Raw genomic sequence first — 17,644 nt, forward strand, 5'->3', positions numbered from 1 at the left:
CTCAATCGGCGGCGACGACCACAGTGACCAGATTTTCCGGCTTCACATGGCGGGCGAAGGCAGCCTTGACCTGCTCGATGGTCACGGCCTTGACCCTAGCCGGAAAATCATCGAGATAAGTCAGCGGCAGGCCGTAGAAGCCGATCGCCGACAGGTAGCCGAGCAGCTTGGCATTGCTGTCCATGCGCAGTGCCAGGCCATCGACCATGTTCTTCTTCGCCGCGGCCAGTTCCTGTGGCGTCGGACCCTTGGCCATGTAGCCGCTGAGAACCTCATCCACCACCTTGAGCGCCGCATCGACCTGGTCGCGCTTGGTCTGCAGGCCGATCTCGAACGGGCCTTCGAGCTTGCGCGGCGAAAAGTAGGAATACACGCTGTAGGCGTAGCCGCGCTTTTCGCGGACTTCCTGCATCAGGCGCGAAACAAAGCCGCCGCCGCCGAGCGTGTAGTTGCCCACCAGCAGCGGAAAATAGTCGGGATCGCTGCGGCGGATCGCCGGCAGGCCGACATGCACGTGGCTCTGCGCCGCGGGATGGGGAATCTTGATCGTCTGCCGCTGGGGCTTCTTTACCGGCGGCGGCACGAGCTCGCCGCCGCCCGGCGGCAGGGCCTCGGTCAGGCGCTGGGCGATCGCCTCGGCCTCGGCGCGCGACACGTCGCCGATGATCGAGACCACGGCGCCCCGCGCGCCGTAATGCTGGCGATGGAAGGCGGTGAGGTCGTCGCGCGTGATGGCGCTCACGCTGTCCACCGTCGGGCTGACGCCGTAGGGATGATCGGGATAGATGGCCGCGGCGAAGCGCTTGCCGGCGATGGCGTCGGGGCGCGTTTCGGCTTCGCGGATGCCGGCGATGCTGCGACCCTTTTCGCGCTCCAGCACCGCTTGCGGGAAAGTTGGCGCTGACAGCACGGTGCGCATCAGATCCAGCGCGGCCTCGCGTTCGGCCAGGGTCGACAACGTGCGCAGACTGACGCTGGCACGATCGCTGTCGGCCCCGCCGCCCAGCCGCGCGCCGAGATCGACCAGGCGCCCTGAAATCTTCTCTTCATCCAGATCGCCGGCGCCCGCTTCGAGCAGGTTGCGGGTCAGTCCGGCGAGGCCTACCTTGGCGGCGGGAACGAAGGCGCCGCCGCCGGCAAAGTCGATCTGGACGTCGAGTATCGGCAGCACGCGGGTCTCGATGAAATACACCTTGGCCCCCGAGGGTGCGGTCCAGTGCTCGATCTTGACTCCCGCCAGGGCGAAGGTTGAGGTCAGGAAGGACAGCAGAAAGATCAACGTGAAACGCGCTCGTGAGCGCCCCACAATAATCGAGCGCAACGAGCCGAACATCCGCAGCGACGCGCCAGCTATGCTGGCCGTCTTGCTACGCAGGGGCTTCATCAGTAGCCCCGCCCCGGGAAGGGGGCGTAGGCGGGGTTTCGCGAAGCACTGCTTCGCGCCGCCGCAGCCGGCTGGCTGTGCAAAGCAAGCCGTGGGCAAGGGGTGGGGGGCGTTCAATTTGCTTTGCTTCATCAGTGCCTCACTGCCCCGGAGGGTTTCTTTTGTTTAGCATTTTCGAGGGGCTGCGGATCGAGTACCGCGATGCTCAGCGTATCGTCCGAGAAATACTTCTTCGCCACCGCCTGCACTTCTTCCGAGCTCACGCTTTTCAGCTTTTCCAGCAGGACGTCGATATCGCGCCAGGACACGCCCGCCGCTTCGAGGCCGCCGATTTCCATGGCCTGCGCCATCAGCGAATCGCGCTTGTAGATCTGCGCCGCGACCGACTGGGTCTTGACCCGCGCCAGTTCCTCGGCCGACACGCCTTCGTCCTGGATGCGCTTGATCTCGGCGCGCAGCGCGGCTTCCAGTTCGGCGACGGTCTTGCCTTCAGCCGGCTGGCCGTCCAGGGTGAAGCTGGCTTCACCGCGCAGCGTTCCGTCATAACCGGCGCCGGCCGACTGGGCGATCTTGCTGCCGCGTACCAGATTCTTCGCGAAGCGCGAGGCATCGTGGCCGTCGAGCACCGCCGCCAACACCTCGAGCGCATAGGGGTCGCGGTCCTTCTGCACGTCGCGCAGCCTGGGCGCCTTCCAGGACATGGCAATGTAGGGCAGCTTGGCCGGCGCCTTGACGCTTACCCGGCGGATGCCGGCCTGCTGCGGTTCGTTCTGCGGTTTGCGTTCCGGCAGCGGTTTCGCCTTGTGCGGGCCGTAGTACTTCTGCGCCAGACGGAATACCTCGCGGTGATCGACGTCGCCCGCCACCACGACATAGGCATTGTTCGGCGCATACCAGGCGCGATACCAGTCGCGCGCGTCCTGCCAGGTCATGTGTTCGAGGTCGTCCATCCAGCCGATGATCGGGCGCCGATAGGGATGCGCCTGGAACATGGTCGAATTCAGCGTCTCATACACCAGGGCCTGCGGATTGTCGTCGGTGCGCAGCCGCCGCTCTTCCATGACCACCTTGATCTCGGCGGCGAATTCCTTGGCGTCGAGCGTCAGGTTGGCCATGCGGTCGGCTTCGAGCTTCATCATTTCCGGCAGCGCGCCCTTCGGCACGATCTGGAAGTAGGCCGTGTAGTCGCGGCTGGTGAAGGCGTTGTCGCGGCCGCCGGCCTCGGCCACGCGCTTGTTGAACTCGCCCGACTTGAGATTCCGGGTGCCCTTGAACATCAGGTGCTCCAGCGCGTGGGCAACGCCCGAGGTGCCGTCCTTTTCGTCCATGCTGCCGGCGCGATACCAGACCATATGCACGGCGGTCGGCGCGCGCGGGTCTTCCTTGACGATGACGCGCAGACCGTTGGCCAGCCGGGTTTCGAAGGGGTTGGCAAGAGTTGGCGCTGGCGCTACGGCGAATGCCAGCAGGACAAGCGGAGCAAGCAGTGGTTTCATGTCAGGTCAATGGCGATCGGCGTGATAGGAGGAACGAAGTTTCGAAGTAGGCCCGTGCCCGTCCAGGCGGGCCTTATGCCGGAGCCGAACGGGGCTTCTGTTAAAATCATAGTCGCGCATCTTAGCGCGGCTCCAGCCTCCGACCGCATTCCGCATGTTTGGTTTCCTAAAGACGAAGGACCACCCCGCCGCCCAGGCAGCCGCAACTCCGGCGCCGCGCGCTTCCTGGGGCGAACGCCTCAAGGCAGGACTTTCCCGCACCCGAGCCACCCTCAACACGCCGCTCGGCGAGCTCTTCAGCCGGGCGAAGATCGACGACGAACTGCTCGAAGATCTGGAGAGCACGCTGCTGATGGCCGACTGCGGCGTCGAGGCGACGCACTGGCTGCTCGCCGAACTCAAGGCCAGCGTCAAGCGCGACAAGCTGGAAACCCCCAACCAGTTGCGCGCTGCGCTGGCGCAAGGGCTGCAAACCCTGCTCGCGCCGCTGGAGCAACCGCTGCAGGCCGATGGCCATCAGCCCTTCGTAATCATGATCGCCGGCGTCAATGGCGCCGGCAAGACCACCTCGATCGGCAAGCTGGCCAAGCACTTCCAGAGTCAGGGCAAGAGCGTACTGCTGGCCGCCGGCGACACCTTCCGCGCCGCTGCGCGCGAGCAACTGACGGAATGGGGCGAGAGAAACGGCGTCACCGTCATCGCGCAGGAAGGCGGTGATCCGGCCGCCGTGGTGTTCGATGCGATCAGCGCCGCCCGCGCGCGCAAGATCGACGTCGTGCTGGCCGACACCGCCGGGCGCCTGCCGACGCAACTGCATCTGATGGAAGAAATTGCCAAGGTGCGCCGCGTGATCCAGAAGGCTCATGACACGGGTCCGCACGAGGTGCTGCTGGTGCTCGATGCCAACATCGGGCAGAACGCCGTGCAGCAGGTCAAGGCCTTCGACAAGGCGATCGGCGTGACCGGACTGGTCATCACCAAGCTCGACGGCACCGCCAAGGGCGGCGTGCTCGCCGCGATCGCCCGCCAGTGCCCGAAGCCTGTGCGCTTCATCGGCGTCGGCGAGGGCATCGATGACTTGCAGACCTTCCGCGCCGACGAGTTTGTCGAGGCATTGCTGGGACCGGGTTAGTGATTCGCTTCGAGCGTGTTTCCAAACGCTATCCGCCCGGCCTCGATGCGCTGTCGGATGTCAGCTGCGAGGTGGCGGAACACGAAATGGCGCTGGTCTGCGGCCACTCCGGCGCAGGAAAATCCACCCTGCTCAAACTCATTGCGGGAGTCGAGAAACCCAGCGGCGGCGCACTGCTGATCAGCGGACAGAATCTCTCCGCGCTACCGCGTTCGGCCCTGCCCTTCCTGCGCCGGCGCATCGGCATGGTGTTCCAGGATCAGAAGCTGCTGTTCGATCGGACGGTGTTCGACAACGTCATGCTGCCGCTGTCGATAGTCGGTTTCCCGCGCCGGGACGCCGCGCAGCGCGTGCGCGCCGCGCTGGACAAGGTGGGCCTGGCCAGCCGCGAGAAGGCCATGCCGGTCATGCTCTCCGGTGGCGAACAGCAGCGCCTGGCGATCGCCCGCGCCGTGGTGAACCGGCCGAGCCTGCTGCTCGCCGATGAACCCACGGCCCATCTGGATACCGAGACTGCCGCGGATGTGGCGCGCATCTTTCATGAGTTCCACCACGTCGGCGTCACGGTATTGATCGCGACCTATGCCACCGAGCTGTTTCCCGCGGCGCGGCGCCTGCAGCTCGATCACGGCAGCTTGCTGTCATGAGGGTCTGGCTGAGCCAGCACCAGGATGCGGCCCGGCTCGCGTTGCGCCGACTGGCCGCCGCGCCGGTCAATAGCCTGCTCTCGCTGCTGGCGATCGGGATCGCCCTGGCCTTGCCGGCCGGAGGCCAGATGCTGCTCGCCAATGCCCTGCACCTGAGCGGCACGACTTCCGCCGTTCCGCAGATTTCGATCTTCATGGCGGCCAACGCAGAACGCCAGGCAGCGACCGAAATCGGCGAGCGCCTGGGCCGCCATACCGGGGTCAAACAGGTGCTGTTTGTCCCGCGCGAGGAGACCCTGGCGCGCATGAAATCCGGCCCGGGTCTGCGCGAGGTGATCGAAGCCCTGCCGGCAAACCCTTTCCCCGATGCCTTCGTGGTCAGCGTCGCGGATGAAAGCCTGGCGGCGATGGAGCAACTCGCCGTCGAGTTCCGCCAATGGCCCAAGATCGAGCATGTGCAACTCGACTCGGCCTGGGTACGCCGGCTCGATGCCCTGCTGAAACTTGGCCGCACCACGGTGATGCTGCTGGCCGCTTTGCTGGGCACGGGCCTGATCGCAATCAGCTTCAGCATAATTCGCATGCAAGTGCTCACGCACCGCAGCGAGATCGAGGTCAGCCGGCTGCTCGGCGCCACGAACGGCTTCATCCAGCGCCCCTTTCTCTACTTCGGGGTCCTCCTCGGACTGGGTGGCGGTGTGCTTGCCTGGTTGCTGGTCGCAGCCGCCGCGCTGTGGCTGCGTGCCCCCCTGGCCGAACTGGCAAGGCTGTACGATCTCACGCTGGCGCTGCAGACGCTGGGCGCGCGCGACTCGGCGCTGCTGCTGGGCTTCGCCGCCGGCCTCGGCTGGCTGGGAGCGATGATCTCCATGCGCCAGCATATGCAGCAGTACTGAAACCAGGGAAACGATGCGCAGGAAGGTCGACTGATCCATGGCCAGCGAACTGCACCGGGAACGTCTGGATACCGTGGTGCGCCATCTGCTGGACAGAGGCGCAAGCCGCGTCCTGGATCTCGGTTGCGGTCCCGGCGAATTGCTGCAGCGACTGGCGGCCCACCCGCAATTCAGCCGCATCGTCGGTATCGACATCGATGCCGAAGCGCTCGCCGCGGCGCGACTCGCGCTGGGCCTGGATCGGCCCGATCATGCCTGTGGCGTGCAACTGCGTTGCGGTTCGTTCGAGGAAGTCGATCGGGAACTGGCCGGCTTCGATGCCGCCACCCTGGTCGAAACCATCGAACACATCGATCCCCGCCGCCTGTCGAAGGTCGAACATGCGGTGTTTGCCGGCATGCGCCCTTCCACCGTTCTGGTCACCACGCCCAACGAGGAATACAATGCGCTGCATGGCATGGTGCCCGGCCAGTTTCGGCACCGCGGCCATCGCTTCGAATGGAAGCGCGCCAGGTTTCAGCAATGGGCGCGGGGCGTTGCAGCCCGCCACGGCTATGCCGTCAGTTTCAGCGATATTGGGCCTGTCGATCCCCTGCGCGGCAGTTCGACACAAATGGCCCAATTCATCGTGTCGCCGCCGCTGGATTGCGACACGCAGATGAAAGAGCGGACGAATCCGGATTCGCAAGCCAGGTGAGCGCGGCGACCGGCCCACCGATGACTGCCGATGCGAGGGTTTTACCGCATTGGTAGAAGGAACAAGCCGAAAGGCTTTGGAAAAAACCTACAGCTTCCGCGCCGCAATGGGTAACACTGGAACGGAACAGATTATTCGAGCGATAATATGCAAATGAACGAAGACCAACCGATCGAGCAGGCTCCCGTCGAACCCGCGCAAAACGAACAGCTGCTGGCGGAGCCCGTACGCAACGAACCGCAACCCCAAGACCCGCGTCGCCGTCTGCGGGAGTTGCTGGCCATTCCCGACCACCAGCGTACCGATGCGATTTGGGACGAGATCATCGAATTGGAGATTTGCCTGGCCCCCGGCAACCGTATTCAGGGAGCGCCGGCAGAACCGGGGCGACGTCCGGGACAGGGACAGGGACAGGGACAAGGGCAGGGACAGGGGCAGGGACGACGTCCCGAGCAGGCAAGGCGCCAGGATCCTACGCCCGGCGCCAAGCCCTCCAAGCGCTTTTTCAAGAAGCCGAAGCGTCCGCCGGGAGCGCCGCCGAAAGCCTGATGGCCTCGTCGCTGCCCTGGGCGAAATGCCCGAGGATGGCTGCCTGTAAACGGGTCCGGCCGACAATTCCCGACTAAATTCATCGGGAACTTCTCCAGATGTTGGCACTCTCAATTCAAGAGTGCTAATATTGCCGTCAAGGAGGTCGTACCGTGAGTCATACCGTATCTCTTGAGCGTTTCCCCATGCTTGCCGCCAGCGGCAGTATCGAGGCGTTCATTTCCGCCGCGAATCGCGTCCCTATGCTCAGCGAAGCCGAGGAGCAGTCGCTTGCCCGCCGCTTTCGCCAGGACGGCGATCTGGATGCGGCGCGGCAGTTGGTAACCTCTCATCTGCGCTTGGTGATTGCCATTGCGCGCGGCTACTTGGGTTATGGCTTGCCGCATGCCGACCTGATTCAGGAAGGCAACATCGGCTTGATGAAGGCGGTAAAGCGCTTTGATCCGGATCGCGGTGTGCGGCTCGTGTCGTTCGCCATGCACTGGATCAAGGCCGAGATCCACGAATACATCCTGAAGAACTGGCGGCTGGTCAAGATCGCCACGACCAAGGCGCAGCGTAAACTGTTCTTCAATCTGCGCAGCATCAAGGCCTCGCTGGCGCAGGACGTGGATTCGCCACAGGGCTTCAACACGCTGGGCGCCGAAGAAGTCGCCGCCGTGGCAAAGCAACTCGGCGTCAAGCCGGCAGAAGTCATCGAAATGGAAACCCGCCTGACGGGCGCCGACGTTTCGCTCGAACCCGTCTCCGATGACGATGAGGACAGCTACGCTCCCATCGCCTATCTGGCCGCCGATCGCAGCATCGAGCCTTCGGCGATCCTGGAGCGCAAGGAGTACGACCGCTTGCAGGACGAAGGACTGCGTTCGGCATTGGCCAGTCTCGATCCACGCAGTCGCACCATCGTTCAGCGGCGCTGGCTGGTGGCGGATGGCGAAGAAGCGGCGACGCTGCATGAACTGGCGGCCGAGTACGGCGTGTCGGCCGAGCGCATTCGCCAAATCGAAGTCAAGGCGATGCAGAAGATGAAAAGCAGCCTGGCGACCTGAGCAATCCAAAGCCGTCGGGAACGGGCAGCCGCGGCAACGCGGCTGCCCATGGTTTTTTCCGAAGCCTTGCTACTCTCCGGCCAATAACTGTTTGAGATCCTGCGCCATGTGCTGCGGTGTTTCGCCATGACGCAGATAGAGCCGCAGCCGCCCGCGCGGGTCGAAGACATAGCTGCCGGCCGTGTGATCCATCGAGTAGGTCGAGGGCGTCGTTCCCGGCTGCTTGTGATAGTAGATTTTGAACTCCTTCGCGACTGCCGCCGTCGCCGCCGCATCGCCGAACAGGCCGAGAAAAGATGGATGGAATGCCGGCACGTATTGCGCCAGGAGTTGCGCCGTATCGCGCTCGGGATCGATCGTGACGAACAACACCTGCACCCGTTCCGCGTCGGAGCCCAACGCGGTCATCAATTCGCGCATATTGCCCATCGTCGTCGGGCAGACATCGGGACATTGCGTGTAGCCGAAGAACAGGACCACCGCACGGCCCTGGAAATCGGCCAGGCGGCGCAGCTTGCCTTGATGGTCGGTAAGCGCGAAGTCCTTGCCCCAGTCGATGCTGCGCAGTTCCGTGGCGTTGAACTTCGCCGGCGGACTGCAGGCGCTGAGCAGCAGCGCAAGGCACAACAGCAGGATGCGCATCGGAAGCTTGCGGGGAACGTACTCAGACCAGCAGGTAGTGGTCGATCAGCAGCGCCGCGAACAGGAGTGCGAGATAGAGAATCGACCAGCGGAAGGTGATGCGCGCCACGGCGTCCGAGTAGTCGCGCCAGATCAGCCAGGCGTAACCGAGAAAGACGGTGTCGAGCAGCACGGCAGAAGTCAGGTAGAACCCGCCCGACATACCTATGACATAGGGCACGAGGGTTACCAGCGTGAGGCCGACGGTGTAGAGAAAGACATGGCGGCGGGTGTACTCGGCGCCATGCGTCACCGGCAGCATGGGCAGGCCGGCGGCGGCGTATTCCTTGGTGCGGTACAGCGCCAGCGACCAGAAGTGCGGCGGCGTCCACACGAAGATGATCAGGAACAACAGCCAGGCCTCACCCGGCGCCTCGCCGGTCACGGCCGCCCAGCCGAGCACGGGCGGCATGGCGCCCGAGGCGCCGCCGATGACGATGTTCTGCGAGGTGTTGGGCTTGAGGAAAATGGTGTAGATCACCGCATAGCCGACGAAGGTGGCGAAGGTCAGCCACATGGTGTAGGGATTCACCCAGGTGTAGAGCAGGAACAGCCCGGTGCCGCCGATAAGACCCGAGAACAGCACCGTCTCCAGTGAATTGACTTCGCCCTGAGGCAGGGGCCGGCCGCGGGTGCGCGCCATCAGCGCATCGATCTTCTGTTCGATCAGGCAGTTTGCCGCCGCCGCCGCGCCGGCCACCAGGGCGATACCTGCAGTGCCGGCGAGCAGGATGCGCCACGGCACCATGCCCGGCACCGCGAGGAACATGCCGATTACCGCGCAAAAAACGATCAGCGAAACCACCCGCGGTTTCGTCAACTGAAAATACTGACGCAGTCGGTCGGTGCCGGATTGCAGGATGAGGGCTGTGGTTTTCATGCTTGAGAGATGAACGGTTGAATCCGGAATCGAAATGCCAGTCTAGCACGCAGCCAGAGGCTGCAAAGCTGTAAGGGCACGGCCAGTGCTGCGGGATAAGCGGCGGGTCTGCTGCCGCTTGCGGCGCCATCCGCGGCGGAGAAAACTTCCCCATCCGGGGCCGCCGCGGATCGGCAAAAATACGGCTCGCGCATGAAAGTTGGTGCTGGCGACACGGCTAGAACTTGACCAGCTTGCCCAACTCGCGAATGAAGGCTTTCGGGTCGACCGTGGGCGCGTAACGAAACACCACGAAGCCGCGCCGGTCGACCAGATGGATTGCCCCTGCGGCTGCGAATGCCTCGATGGCCCGGCCATCAACCGGTTCGAGCAGCAGCAAATCCGGGTGCAGGGCGAGCAAATCGGCGGCGGGTCGCTTGGCGTCGGCAATGATCCAGACGCGCTGGATGCGCTCCATGCTGCGGCCCTGGGCGGTGCGCGCTTGCCGAGTCAGATAGAGCGCGTCGCGACAGCCTGAATCGCAGAGTCCCGAGCCGGCATGCACCACCATCCAGTGCTCGGCGACTTCGGCATGGGCCAGCGGCTGACCGTCCATGCGTCGCACGGCCGCATAGGGAAATGCCGCGGGCGTGAGCGCCTGGCCGGCCAGCGTGGTTGCGTCGGGGGGCGCTATGAATCGGAAATACAGGGCCGCCAGCAAAGGCAGGACGCAGACCAGGGCGATGGCAATCAATGCCCAGCGGCCGGACCGGCGAATCGGAGGGGCTGGGCTGGGATCGTTCATGGCAGCGAGAGAGGAATGGGGCATGGTGGAGATCGATCGAACCGGCTTCAAGCGCGCTTCCATGCCAACAAACCATAGCCGGCGGCCATCAGGGCAAAGATCAGCCACATGATGGCATAAGCATAGTGGCGCTGCGCCGGATTGCCGGGTCCCTGAAGGTCGCTCCAGTCGCGGATCAGGCCATCGGCCGCGGCATTCGATTGCAGAACAATGACCGGCAATACATCCAGTCCGCTGCGCTGGCGATAGTCGGTCTCGCGCACGTGTTGCCAGACCTGGCCTTCGGGCTGAGGTTTGCCGAACTCGAAAAACTTCGACTCGAACTTGCGTGCAATGCCGCTGATTTCGACGGGACCGGGCTCCGTGGCGATCAGCGGTATCTCTGTGCGCAAGCGGGGTGCCTGCACCCAGCCGCGATTGACCAGCACCACGGCACGCGATCCATCAAGCTGCAAGGGCGTCAATACATGGTAGCCGACACGCTGGCGATGGATTTTGTTGTCGAGAAACAGGGTCCGCTCCGCGAGCCAGCGCCCTCGCACCATGACCGGACGCCATTGCAGAAACTCGGCATCACGCTGGTCGGCGCCAAGAGCGATCGGGGCGGCCCCGGCACCGGCCTGCTGACGCTCGAAATTACCGCCGCGGGTCTCGGCACGCCACAACTGCAGCCAGGCCATGCCCAGGCACAGGCCGACCAGGACCAGGCTGATCGCCGCGCGCTGCCACAGGGTCCGGGAAGGACGATGCACGGCTAGACTGCGAACTGGTATCGTAGCGACACTGTACATATCGGCGTTTCGCTCATGCGCTTCATCGTAATTGCCCTGCTAATTGCCATTGTGCTCAGTCTGGCCAGCGCCTTGTTGTTCGTATATCGCGACAGCGGGCAGAGTGCGGACCGGGCGGTCAAGGCGCTGACCCTGCGCGTCGCCCTGTCCGTGCTGCTGTTCCTGGTGTTGATCGGCGGCCACTACTTCGGCTGGATCAGCGGGCATCTCTGAGCCCGGGCATGAAGCTCATGCCCGGACAGCCCCCGTTGGGCCCGGGACGGCCGGACGCTCAGAGCCAATAGACGACGACAAACAAGCCCAGCCAGACCACGTCGACGAAGTGCCAGTACCACGCCACCGCCTCGAATGCGAAATGACGCTCGGCCGTGAAGTGGCCCTTGATCGAGCGCACCAGAATCACGGCCAGCATGGTCGCGCCGAGCGTGACATGAAAGCCGTGAAAACCGGTCAGCATGTAGAAGGTGGAACCGTAAACTCCCGTAGTCATCTTGAGGTTGAGATGGGAATAGGCTTCGCCATACTCATAAATCTGTACGCCGAGAAAGGTCACGCCGAGCAACACCGTGAGCATCAGGCCCAGTATCAGTTGCTTGCGCTTGCCGGCGATCAGGCCCCAGTGGGCCCAGGTGATGGTGACACCGGAACTCAGCAGCAAGGCGGTATTGATGGCCGGCAGGCCCCATGCGTGCATCGGCGTGAAGCTGTCCTTGGCAGCGGGTCCCGCAGTCGGCCACTGGCCGACAAAGCCGTCCCAGAGCAGGGCCTGGCCGGGGCTGCCGAGTTCGGGAACAGCCAGCACGCGGACGTAAAACAGGGCGCCGAAGAACGCGGCGAAGAACATCACCTCGGAAAAAATGAACCACGACATCGCCCAGCGGAAGGAGCGGTCCACCTGGATGTTGTATTGGCCGGCCTCGGACTCGCCGATGACCCGTCCGAACCAGCCGAACAGCATGATCAGCAACACCACGAAACCCGCCAGCAGCAACAGGCCGCCGTTGGCGATCGAATTCATGCTGAGCACGGCGCCGAAGGCGAGCAGCAGCAGGGCGCCCGAGCCCACCAGAGGCCAGATCGATGGCTCCGGAACGTAGTAGCGGTTGCTTCCTGCAGCGTGACTCATGGCGGCCTCCTGGAATTTAGCGGTTGATACTGTTCAACACTTTGCGATACGCAATCTTGTTATTTGCCGACAATGGTCGTAGCCAGGGTGACCAGAACCCCGACAAACACGGCCATGAAAATCAACGCGGCGATGGCCACCAACAACGGCGACAAGGCAGCCGCATCCTCTTCGTGGCGCTTCCTGCCGCGCACTCCGAACATGGCCGAACCCACCGTACGCAGGGTGCGCAGCAGTCCGGGCGACGTGGCGGTCGGCTTGTTCATGGCGCGGATTTCGAATTGACGGGCTTGCCCTGCACCGATCCTTCCGGAACTTCGAAGAAGGTATAAGACAGCGTCACGGTCGTGACATCGGCCGGCAGTTCCGGATCGAGCACGAATACCACCGGCAGTTCGCGCACCTCATGCGGCGCGAAGGTCTGCTGCTTGAAACAGAAGCAATCGAGTTTTTTTACGTAGCCGCCCGCATGCTGCGGACTGTAGCTGGGAACCGCCTGGCCGATGACGACGGTATCGCGGGTATTCTCGACGCGGTAGGTCACATGCACGACGTTGCCGGTTTTCGCCGACAGGGTCGCGAGCTCAGGACGGAAGCGCAAGCCGTTGTCGAAGCTGTTGGCATCGAATTCGAGACGCACCGCACGGCCAGCCAGCGGGCTGTGCGCCAGTTGGTCGGCGCGATCGATGTCGTAGATTCCGGTCCACTCGCAAAAGGCCTTGTACAGCCCCGGCTGGATCGCAACGAACAGCAGGCTGCCGGCAATCACGGCCAGCAGGCGCACCGCCAGACGGCGATTGGCCGCCTTGATCAGGGTGCCCGCGGGAGTGAGGACTTGGCTCATCGCTCGATAAACCGATGGTCAGGGCGAGGCCAGCCACTGGCGGGCGATGAAGGTCGCAAACACCAGGAAGGCGAACAGGGCGAGAACCAGCGCAATGCGCCGGTTGCCTTGCCTCTGCTGCGGCGTCAGTTTGCCGTGCTCCATGGCGAGTCGATCAGGCATGGGCCGTGGCCTGATCGAAGGGCGGCGGATCCTCGAAGGTATGGTGCGGCGCCGGCGAGGGAACCGTCCACTCCAGGCCGGTCGCGCCGTCCCACGGCTTCGCCGCGGCTTTTTCGCCGCCTTTCATGGCCTTGAACACCACCACCAGAACCAGCAGCTGGCTGAAGCCGAAGCCGAATGCGCCGATGCCCGAGACCATGTTGAAGTCGGTGAATTGCTGCGCATAGTCGGGAATGCGGCGCGGCATGCCGGCAAGGCCGAGGAAGTGCTGCGGGAAAAAGGCTATGTTGAAGAACACGATGGAAAGCCAGAAATGCAGCTTGCCCAGCGACTCGTTGTACATGTGGCCGGTCCATTTCGGCAGCCAGTAATACAAACCAGCATAGGCGGAGAACAGGGCTCCCGCAACCATCACGTAATGAAAATGGGCCACCACGTAATAGGTGTCCTGCAGCTGGATATCCACCGCCGTGATCGCCAGCACCAGGCCGGTCAGGCCGCCGATGGTGAACAGGAACAGGAAGCCCAGCGCAAACAGCATCGGCGTCTCGAAGGAAAGCGCACCGCGCCACATGGTGGTGACCCAGTTGAACACCTTGACCCCGGTCGGCACGGCAATCAGCAGCGTGGCGTACATGAAGTAGAGCTGGCCCGTCAGCGGAATGCCCGTCACATACATGTGGTGGGCCCAGACGAAGAAGGAAATCAGGCCGATGGCCGCGATCGCGTAGACCATCGAGACATAACCGAACAGCGGCTTGCGCGAAAAGGCCGGGATCACGTGCGAGACGACGCCGAAGGCCGGCAGCGCGATGATGTACACCTCGGGGTGGCCGAAGAACCAGAAGATGTGCTGGAACAGCACCGGATCGCCGCCGCCGGCGGCGCTGAAGAAACTGGTGCCGAAATGGCGGTCGGTCAGCAGCATGGTGACAGCGCCGGCGAGTATCGGCATCGAGGCGATCAGCAGGAAGGCCGTCACCAGCCAGGTCCAGGCGAACATCGGCATCTTCATCATGGTCATGCCGGGCGTGCGCAGATTGAGGATGGTGGTGATGATGTTGATCGAACCCATGATCGACGACATCCCGAGAATATGCACTGCGAATATCGCCATGTCCATGCCGATGCCCATCTGTACCGACAGGGGCGGATACAGCGTCCAGCCGGTGCCAGCCGCGCCGCCCGGGACGAACAGGGATCCGGTAAGCAGGATGGCCGCCGGCGGCAGCAGCCAGAAGCTCCAGTTGTTCATCCGGGCAAAAGCCATGTCGGGGGCGCCGAGCATCAGCGGCAGCATCCAGTTGGCGAAGCCGACGAAGGCCGGCATGATGGCGCCGAACACCATGATCAGCGCGTGCAGCGTGAGCATCTGGTTATAGAACTCGGGCGACACATACTGGATGCCGGGCTGCATCAGTTCGGCGCGGATCACCAGCGACATCGCACCACCGACCAGGAACATGATGAAGCTGAACCAGAGGTACATCGTGCCGATGTCCTTATGGTTGGTGGTGGTGATCCAGCGCATGATGCCGGAAGGTGCGTGGCCGTGATGGCCGAGATCGTCGTGATGGGCGGTGTGGCTAGCGTTCATGCTGTTCTCCTGTAGGCTCGCGCGGATCGATCACTTGCCGCGCAGGGCCTTGACTTCGGCCGGTTGAATGACTTCGCCGGACTTGTTGCTCCAGGCATTGCGCTCATAGGCGACCACGGCGGCGATATCGCTATCGTTCAGTTGGACGCCGAACGCCGCCATGGCGGTACCCGGCTTGCCGTTGAGCACGATTTGGATGTGGGCCTGCTTCGGTCCCTTGACCAGTTTCGAACCGTCGAGCGCCGGGAAGGCCGGCGGCAGGCCCTGTCCGGTGGGCTGGTGGCAGGCGGCGCAGTTGGTGGTGTAGACCTTTTCGCCGTGGGCCTGCTGCTCGGCAAGGGTCCATACCTTATTGGGATCTTCCGCCCCGGCAGCCATCAGCTTCTTCTGCTCGGCCGTCCAGGCGGCATATTTCTCCGCCGAAACCACCTCGACCACCACCGGCATGAAGCCGTGATCCTTGCCGCAGAGTTCGGAACACTGACCGCGGTAGGTGCCTTCCTTCTCGGCGCGGAACCAGGTATCGCGCACAAAGCCCGGGACGGCATCGGTCTTCACCGCAAACGCCGGCACCGACCAGTTGTGAATGACATCGGCCGAAGTCGTGAGGATGCGCACCTTCTGGTTCACCGGAACCACCAGCGGTTTATCGACTTCCAGCAGGTAGTGCTCGCCCTTGGGCGCCAATCCCTTGATCTGATCCTGGGTGGTGGCCAGCACACTCATGTACTTGATGCCTGCCGCATCACCGGTCAGGTACTCATAACCCCATTTCCATTGATAACCGGTTGCCTTCACCGTCATGTCCGGCTGCGAGGTATCGCGCATCGCCACCAGCGAGGTGGTTGCGGGAAAAGCGATCAGGACCAGGATGATGAAGGGCACCACGGTCCATAGAATTTCAATTGTCGTGTTGTCGTGGAAATCGGCAGCCTTGTGGCCCTTCGACTTGCGATGGGCATAAAGCGAATAGCTGAGGGCGCCGAACACACCGACGAAGATCACCACGATCAGCCACATCACCATGGTGTGCAAATCGTAGGCAAGCCGGGCGCCGGCGCTGACCGGAGGCTGCAGATTGAGTTCCCAGGCCGCAAGCGCCAGCTCGGCACCAAGGGCCAGCGCGCCAGCCGTGAGGCCACGGGCAAGACGTGCGGAACCCTGCCCTCGACAGGATTTGGATTTATTGATTGCCATGCTCCCCCCTAAATCGCCTTTGCCAGACATCGTTGGTCATGGCGGCGTTTCTAGCACTTTGTACTCATCGCGCCATGGCGCAACGCTCACTTGCCGACACTCAATTCGAGTAATTAAACTTTACTTTAATACTCAACTATTGTGAAGGTTAACACAGCTTCATTGATATTTGTCAAAGTTGGCTATCACGATGTGTGATTATTCGCGCCGGACCTGCCCGAGATTCCGCTTATGGCCGCCACGCTTAACGCCGACAAGGCCGGCGGCAAGCGCCACGGAAGCTTTCCTTTCGACACATGTCGGGGCCACGCGACGACCGAACGCCGGCCGGATGCTTTTTGAGTCAGGAAAGCGCGGTGCGGGAATGGCCTGGTATCAATGCGTCAGGGCTGACAACAGCTTTTCATGAACTCCGCCGAATCCACCGTTGCTCATGATCAATACCTGGTCACCCTCCCGTGCGTCCGCCGCCACGGCGGCGACCAATTGGTCGAGATCGTCGAAGACCCTTGCCTTTGTCCCCAGTGGCGCCAGGGCCTCGGCGGCATTCCAGCCCAAATTGCCGGCATAGCAATAAGTCGCCTCTGCACCGGCCAGACTATCCGGCAACTGCGCCTTCATGGTGCCCAGCTTCATCGTATTCGAGCGCGGCTCGAGCACGGCAAGAATCCGGGCGGCGCCCACGCGCTGACGGAGGCCTTCCAGGGTGACGCGGATTGCCGTCGGATGATGGGCGAAATCGTCGATCACGGTGACGCCGCGCACGGTACCCCTTATCTCCAGCCGGCGCCGCACGCCCCTGAAGCTTTCCAGCGCCCGCAGCCCGACAGCCACCGGCACGCCCGCATGGCGGGCCGCAGCCAGGGCGGCCAGGGCATTGGCGCGATTGTGATCGCCGGGCAGGGCGAAATGTTCGACCCGCCCCACGCGCTCGCCGCGCAGGCTGACCTCGAAGCCGCCATCACCATTCACGGCCATGGCCTGCCAGCCGGCAGCGCCGTTGAATACCTCGACCGGAGTCCAGCAACCGCGTTCCAGGACGCGATCGAGCGCCGGCTCCGCGGCGTTGGCGACAATCAGTCCGTTACCGGGCAGAGTACGTACAAAATGATGGAATTGAGTCTCGATAGCGGCAAGATCAGCAAAGATATCTGCATGATCGAACTCAAGGTTATTCAGTACGGCGGTCCTTGGGCGGTAATGAACGAATTTGGAACGCTTGTCGCAAAACGCCGTGTCGTACTCGTCGGCTTCGATGACGAAGAAGGGGGAATCGGTCAGCCGCGCCGAGACACCAAAGCCCTGAGGGACACCGCCGACGAGAAACGAGGGGTTCAAGCCTGCCTCTTCCAGTATCCAGGCCAGCATCGACGTCGTGGTGGTTTTGCCATGCGTCCCCGCCACGCCCAGCACCCAGCGTCCCTGCAATATGTTTTCGGCCAGCCACTGCGGTCCGGAGACATAGGGCAGATTGCGCTCCAGGATTGCTTCCAGCAGCGGATTGCCGCGCGAAATGGTGTTGCCGACGACGAACAGGTCCGGATTCAGCGCCAGTTGTCCGGGATCATAGCCATCCGTCAAGGCGATGCCCTGCTCGGTCAATTGCGTACTCATCGGTGGATAGACATTGGCGTCGCAACCGGTGACTCGGTGCCCGGCCGAGCGTGCCAGCAGCGCGATGCCGCCCATGAAGGTGCCGCAGACACCGAGGATGTGAATGTGCATGGCACTT

The 17,644-nt window shown here is 63.3% G+C and carries 20 protein-coding genes; 7 read left to right on the top strand and 13 right to left on the bottom strand.

The window, feature by feature from the left end; genetic code table 11:
• Position 1: 1 nt before the first annotated feature.
• Both RMO95_RS02180 and RMO95_RS02185 read right to left on the bottom strand, forming a co-directional pair.
• Positions 2 to 1,384 carry a pitrilysin family protein gene (locus RMO95_RS02180; RefSeq protein WP_310448946.1) on the bottom strand — a complete coding sequence of 461 codons (1,383 nt, stop codon included), beginning with the start codon at positions 1,382 to 1,384 and terminating at the stop codon, positions 2 to 4.
• 131 nt (positions 1,385 to 1,515) lie between these two features.
• Positions 1,516 to 2,880: a pitrilysin family protein gene (locus RMO95_RS02185; RefSeq protein ID WP_310448947.1), complete on the bottom strand. Its 1,365-nt coding sequence runs from the start codon at positions 2,878 to 2,880 to the stop codon at positions 1,516 to 1,518.
• Positions 2,881 to 3,034: 154 nt separating this feature from the next.
• Here RMO95_RS02185 and ftsY point away from each other — a divergent pair, with 154 nt between their 5' ends.
• The 6 genes from ftsY to rpoH all read left to right on the top strand — a co-directional run bounded on the left by ftsY (position 3,035) and on the right by rpoH (position 7,850).
• Entirely contained in the window at positions 3,035 to 4,012 is a 978-nt protein-coding gene (gene ftsY, locus RMO95_RS02190) for a signal recognition particle-docking protein FtsY (RefSeq protein WP_310448948.1), read from the top strand.
• Complete coding sequence (locus RMO95_RS02195) at positions 4,012 to 4,659, top strand: cell division ATP-binding protein FtsE (RefSeq protein ID WP_310448949.1); 648 nt, start codon at positions 4,012 to 4,014, stop codon at positions 4,657 to 4,659. Before ftsY ends, RMO95_RS02195 begins: the two co-directional genes overlap by 1 nt.
• Positions 4,656 to 5,555, top strand: a complete 900-nt coding sequence (gene ftsX / locus RMO95_RS02200) for a permease-like cell division protein FtsX (protein ID WP_310448950.1) — start codon at positions 4,656 to 4,658, stop codon at positions 5,553 to 5,555. The genes RMO95_RS02195 and ftsX overlap by 4 nt, the downstream gene beginning before the upstream one ends.
• Before the next feature lie 37 nt (positions 5,556 to 5,592).
• The gene (locus tag RMO95_RS02205; RefSeq protein WP_310448951.1) at positions 5,593 to 6,252 is read left to right on the top strand and encodes a methyltransferase domain-containing protein; all 660 of its coding nucleotides are present in this window, start codon (positions 5,593 to 5,595) and stop codon (positions 6,250 to 6,252) included.
• 153 nt (positions 6,253 to 6,405) lie between these two features.
• Entirely contained in the window at positions 6,406 to 6,801 is a 396-nt protein-coding gene (locus tag RMO95_RS02210) for a hypothetical protein (protein WP_310448952.1), read from the top strand.
• Positions 6,802 to 6,953: 152 nt separating this feature from the next.
• Complete coding sequence (gene rpoH, locus RMO95_RS02215) at positions 6,954 to 7,850, top strand: RNA polymerase sigma factor RpoH (protein WP_409574918.1); 897 nt, start codon at positions 6,954 to 6,956, stop codon at positions 7,848 to 7,850.
• 69 nt (positions 7,851 to 7,919) lie between these two features.
• On the opposite strand, the gene RMO95_RS02220 is transcribed toward rpoH, so the two are convergent.
• The 4 genes from RMO95_RS02220 to RMO95_RS02235 form a co-directional block, all read right to left on the bottom strand.
• A complete protein-coding gene (locus RMO95_RS02220; protein WP_310448953.1) occupies positions 7,920 to 8,492 on the bottom strand; it encodes an SCO family protein in 573 nt (190 codons plus the stop codon).
• Positions 8,493 to 8,514: 22 nt separating this feature from the next.
• Positions 8,515 to 9,411: a heme o synthase gene (cyoE, locus tag RMO95_RS02225; RefSeq protein ID WP_310448954.1), complete on the bottom strand. Its 897-nt coding sequence runs from the start codon at positions 9,409 to 9,411 to the stop codon at positions 8,515 to 8,517.
• Positions 9,412 to 9,628: 217 nt separating this feature from the next.
• Entirely contained in the window at positions 9,629 to 10,144 is a 516-nt protein-coding gene (locus RMO95_RS02230; protein WP_310448955.1) for a hypothetical protein, read from the bottom strand.
• Positions 10,145 to 10,242: 98 nt separating this feature from the next.
• The gene (locus RMO95_RS02235; RefSeq protein WP_310448956.1) at positions 10,243 to 10,947 is read right to left on the bottom strand and encodes an SURF1 family protein; all 705 of its coding nucleotides are present in this window, start codon (positions 10,945 to 10,947) and stop codon (positions 10,243 to 10,245) included.
• A 54-nt stretch (positions 10,948 to 11,001) separates the two neighbouring features.
• Between RMO95_RS02235 and RMO95_RS02240 the strand changes: the two genes are divergently transcribed.
• Positions 11,002 to 11,199: a twin transmembrane helix small protein gene (locus RMO95_RS02240; RefSeq protein WP_310448957.1), complete on the top strand. Its 198-nt coding sequence runs from the start codon at positions 11,002 to 11,004 to the stop codon at positions 11,197 to 11,199.
• A gap of 58 nt (positions 11,200 to 11,257) precedes the next feature.
• On the opposite strand, the gene RMO95_RS02245 is transcribed toward RMO95_RS02240, so the two are convergent.
• From RMO95_RS02245 to mpl, 7 genes are all read right to left on the bottom strand, one after another.
• Positions 11,258 to 12,112 carry a cytochrome c oxidase subunit 3 gene (locus tag RMO95_RS02245; protein WP_310448958.1) on the bottom strand — a complete coding sequence of 285 codons (855 nt, stop codon included), beginning with the start codon at positions 12,110 to 12,112 and terminating at the stop codon, positions 11,258 to 11,260.
• Positions 12,113 to 12,171: 59 nt separating this feature from the next.
• Positions 12,172 to 12,378: a DUF2970 domain-containing protein gene (locus RMO95_RS02250; RefSeq protein ID WP_310448959.1), complete on the bottom strand. Its 207-nt coding sequence runs from the start codon at positions 12,376 to 12,378 to the stop codon at positions 12,172 to 12,174.
• Positions 12,375 to 12,956 carry a cytochrome c oxidase assembly protein gene (locus RMO95_RS02255; RefSeq protein WP_310448960.1) on the bottom strand — a complete coding sequence of 194 codons (582 nt, stop codon included), beginning with the start codon at positions 12,954 to 12,956 and terminating at the stop codon, positions 12,375 to 12,377. Before RMO95_RS02255 ends, RMO95_RS02250 begins: the two co-directional genes overlap by 4 nt.
• A gap of 18 nt (positions 12,957 to 12,974) precedes the next feature.
• Complete coding sequence (locus tag RMO95_RS02260) at positions 12,975 to 13,118, bottom strand: cytochrome oxidase small assembly protein (protein ID WP_310448961.1); 144 nt, start codon at positions 13,116 to 13,118, stop codon at positions 12,975 to 12,977.
• A complete protein-coding gene (ctaD, locus tag RMO95_RS02265) occupies positions 13,111 to 14,715 on the bottom strand; it encodes a cytochrome c oxidase subunit I (protein ID WP_310448962.1) in 1,605 nt (534 codons plus the stop codon). The genes RMO95_RS02260 and ctaD overlap by 8 nt, the downstream gene beginning before the upstream one ends.
• A 30-nt stretch (positions 14,716 to 14,745) precedes the next feature.
• Entirely contained in the window at positions 14,746 to 15,912 is a 1,167-nt protein-coding gene (gene coxB, locus RMO95_RS02270; RefSeq protein ID WP_310448963.1) for a cytochrome c oxidase subunit II, read from the bottom strand.
• Between the two features lie 375 nt (positions 15,913 to 16,287).
• Entirely contained in the window at positions 16,288 to 17,637 is a 1,350-nt protein-coding gene (mpl, locus tag RMO95_RS02275; RefSeq protein ID WP_310448964.1) for a UDP-N-acetylmuramate:L-alanyl-gamma-D-glutamyl-meso-diaminopimelate ligase, read from the bottom strand.
• Positions 17,638 to 17,644 lie beyond the last annotated feature (7 nt).

The sequence above is a fragment of the Sulfuritalea sp. genome (assembly GCF_031426875.1).
GTDB lineage: Bacteria > Pseudomonadota > Gammaproteobacteria > Burkholderiales > Rhodocyclaceae > Sulfuritalea.

What these genes read in the sequence shown, in the direction of transcription:
- RMO95_RS02180 (WP_310448946.1), bottom strand. Translation starts at nt 1,384, where the DNA reads ATGAAGCCCCTGCGTAGCAAGACGGCCAGCATAGCTGGCGCGTCGCTG.
- RMO95_RS02185 (WP_310448947.1), bottom strand. Translation starts at nt 2,880, where the DNA reads ATGAAACCACTGCTTGCTCCGCTTGTCCTGCTGGCATTCGCCGTAGCG.
- ftsY (WP_310448948.1), top strand. Translation starts at nt 3,035, where the DNA reads ATGTTTGGTTTCCTAAAGACGAAGGACCACCCCGCCGCCCAGGCAGCC.
- ftsX (WP_310448950.1), top strand. Translation starts at nt 4,656, where the DNA reads ATGAGGGTCTGGCTGAGCCAGCACCAGGATGCGGCCCGGCTCGCGTTG.
- RMO95_RS02205 (WP_310448951.1), top strand. Translation starts at nt 5,593, where the DNA reads ATGGCCAGCGAACTGCACCGGGAACGTCTGGATACCGTGGTGCGCCAT.
- RMO95_RS02210 (WP_310448952.1), top strand. Translation starts at nt 6,406, where the DNA reads ATGAACGAAGACCAACCGATCGAGCAGGCTCCCGTCGAACCCGCGCAA.
- RMO95_RS02220 (WP_310448953.1), bottom strand. Translation starts at nt 8,492, where the DNA reads ATGCGCATCCTGCTGTTGTGCCTTGCGCTGCTGCTCAGCGCCTGCAGT.
- cyoE (WP_310448954.1), bottom strand. Translation starts at nt 9,411, where the DNA reads ATGAAAACCACAGCCCTCATCCTGCAATCCGGCACCGACCGACTGCGT.
- RMO95_RS02240 (WP_310448957.1), top strand. Translation starts at nt 11,002, where the DNA reads ATGCGCTTCATCGTAATTGCCCTGCTAATTGCCATTGTGCTCAGTCTG.
- RMO95_RS02245 (WP_310448958.1), bottom strand. Translation starts at nt 12,112, where the DNA reads ATGAGTCACGCTGCAGGAAGCAACCGCTACTACGTTCCGGAGCCATCG.
- RMO95_RS02250 (WP_310448959.1), bottom strand. Translation starts at nt 12,378, where the DNA reads ATGAACAAGCCGACCGCCACGTCGCCCGGACTGCTGCGCACCCTGCGT.
- RMO95_RS02255 (WP_310448960.1), bottom strand. Translation starts at nt 12,956, where the DNA reads ATGAGCCAAGTCCTCACTCCCGCGGGCACCCTGATCAAGGCGGCCAAT.
- RMO95_RS02260 (WP_310448961.1), bottom strand. Translation starts at nt 13,118, where the DNA reads ATGCCTGATCGACTCGCCATGGAGCACGGCAAACTGACGCCGCAGCAG.
- ctaD (WP_310448962.1), bottom strand. Translation starts at nt 14,715, where the DNA reads ATGAACGCTAGCCACACCGCCCATCACGACGATCTCGGCCATCACGGC.
- coxB (WP_310448963.1), bottom strand. Translation starts at nt 15,912, where the DNA reads ATGGCAATCAATAAATCCAAATCCTGTCGAGGGCAGGGTTCCGCACGT.
- mpl (WP_310448964.1), bottom strand. Translation starts at nt 17,637, where the DNA reads ATGCACATTCACATCCTCGGTGTCTGCGGCACCTTCATGGGCGGCATC.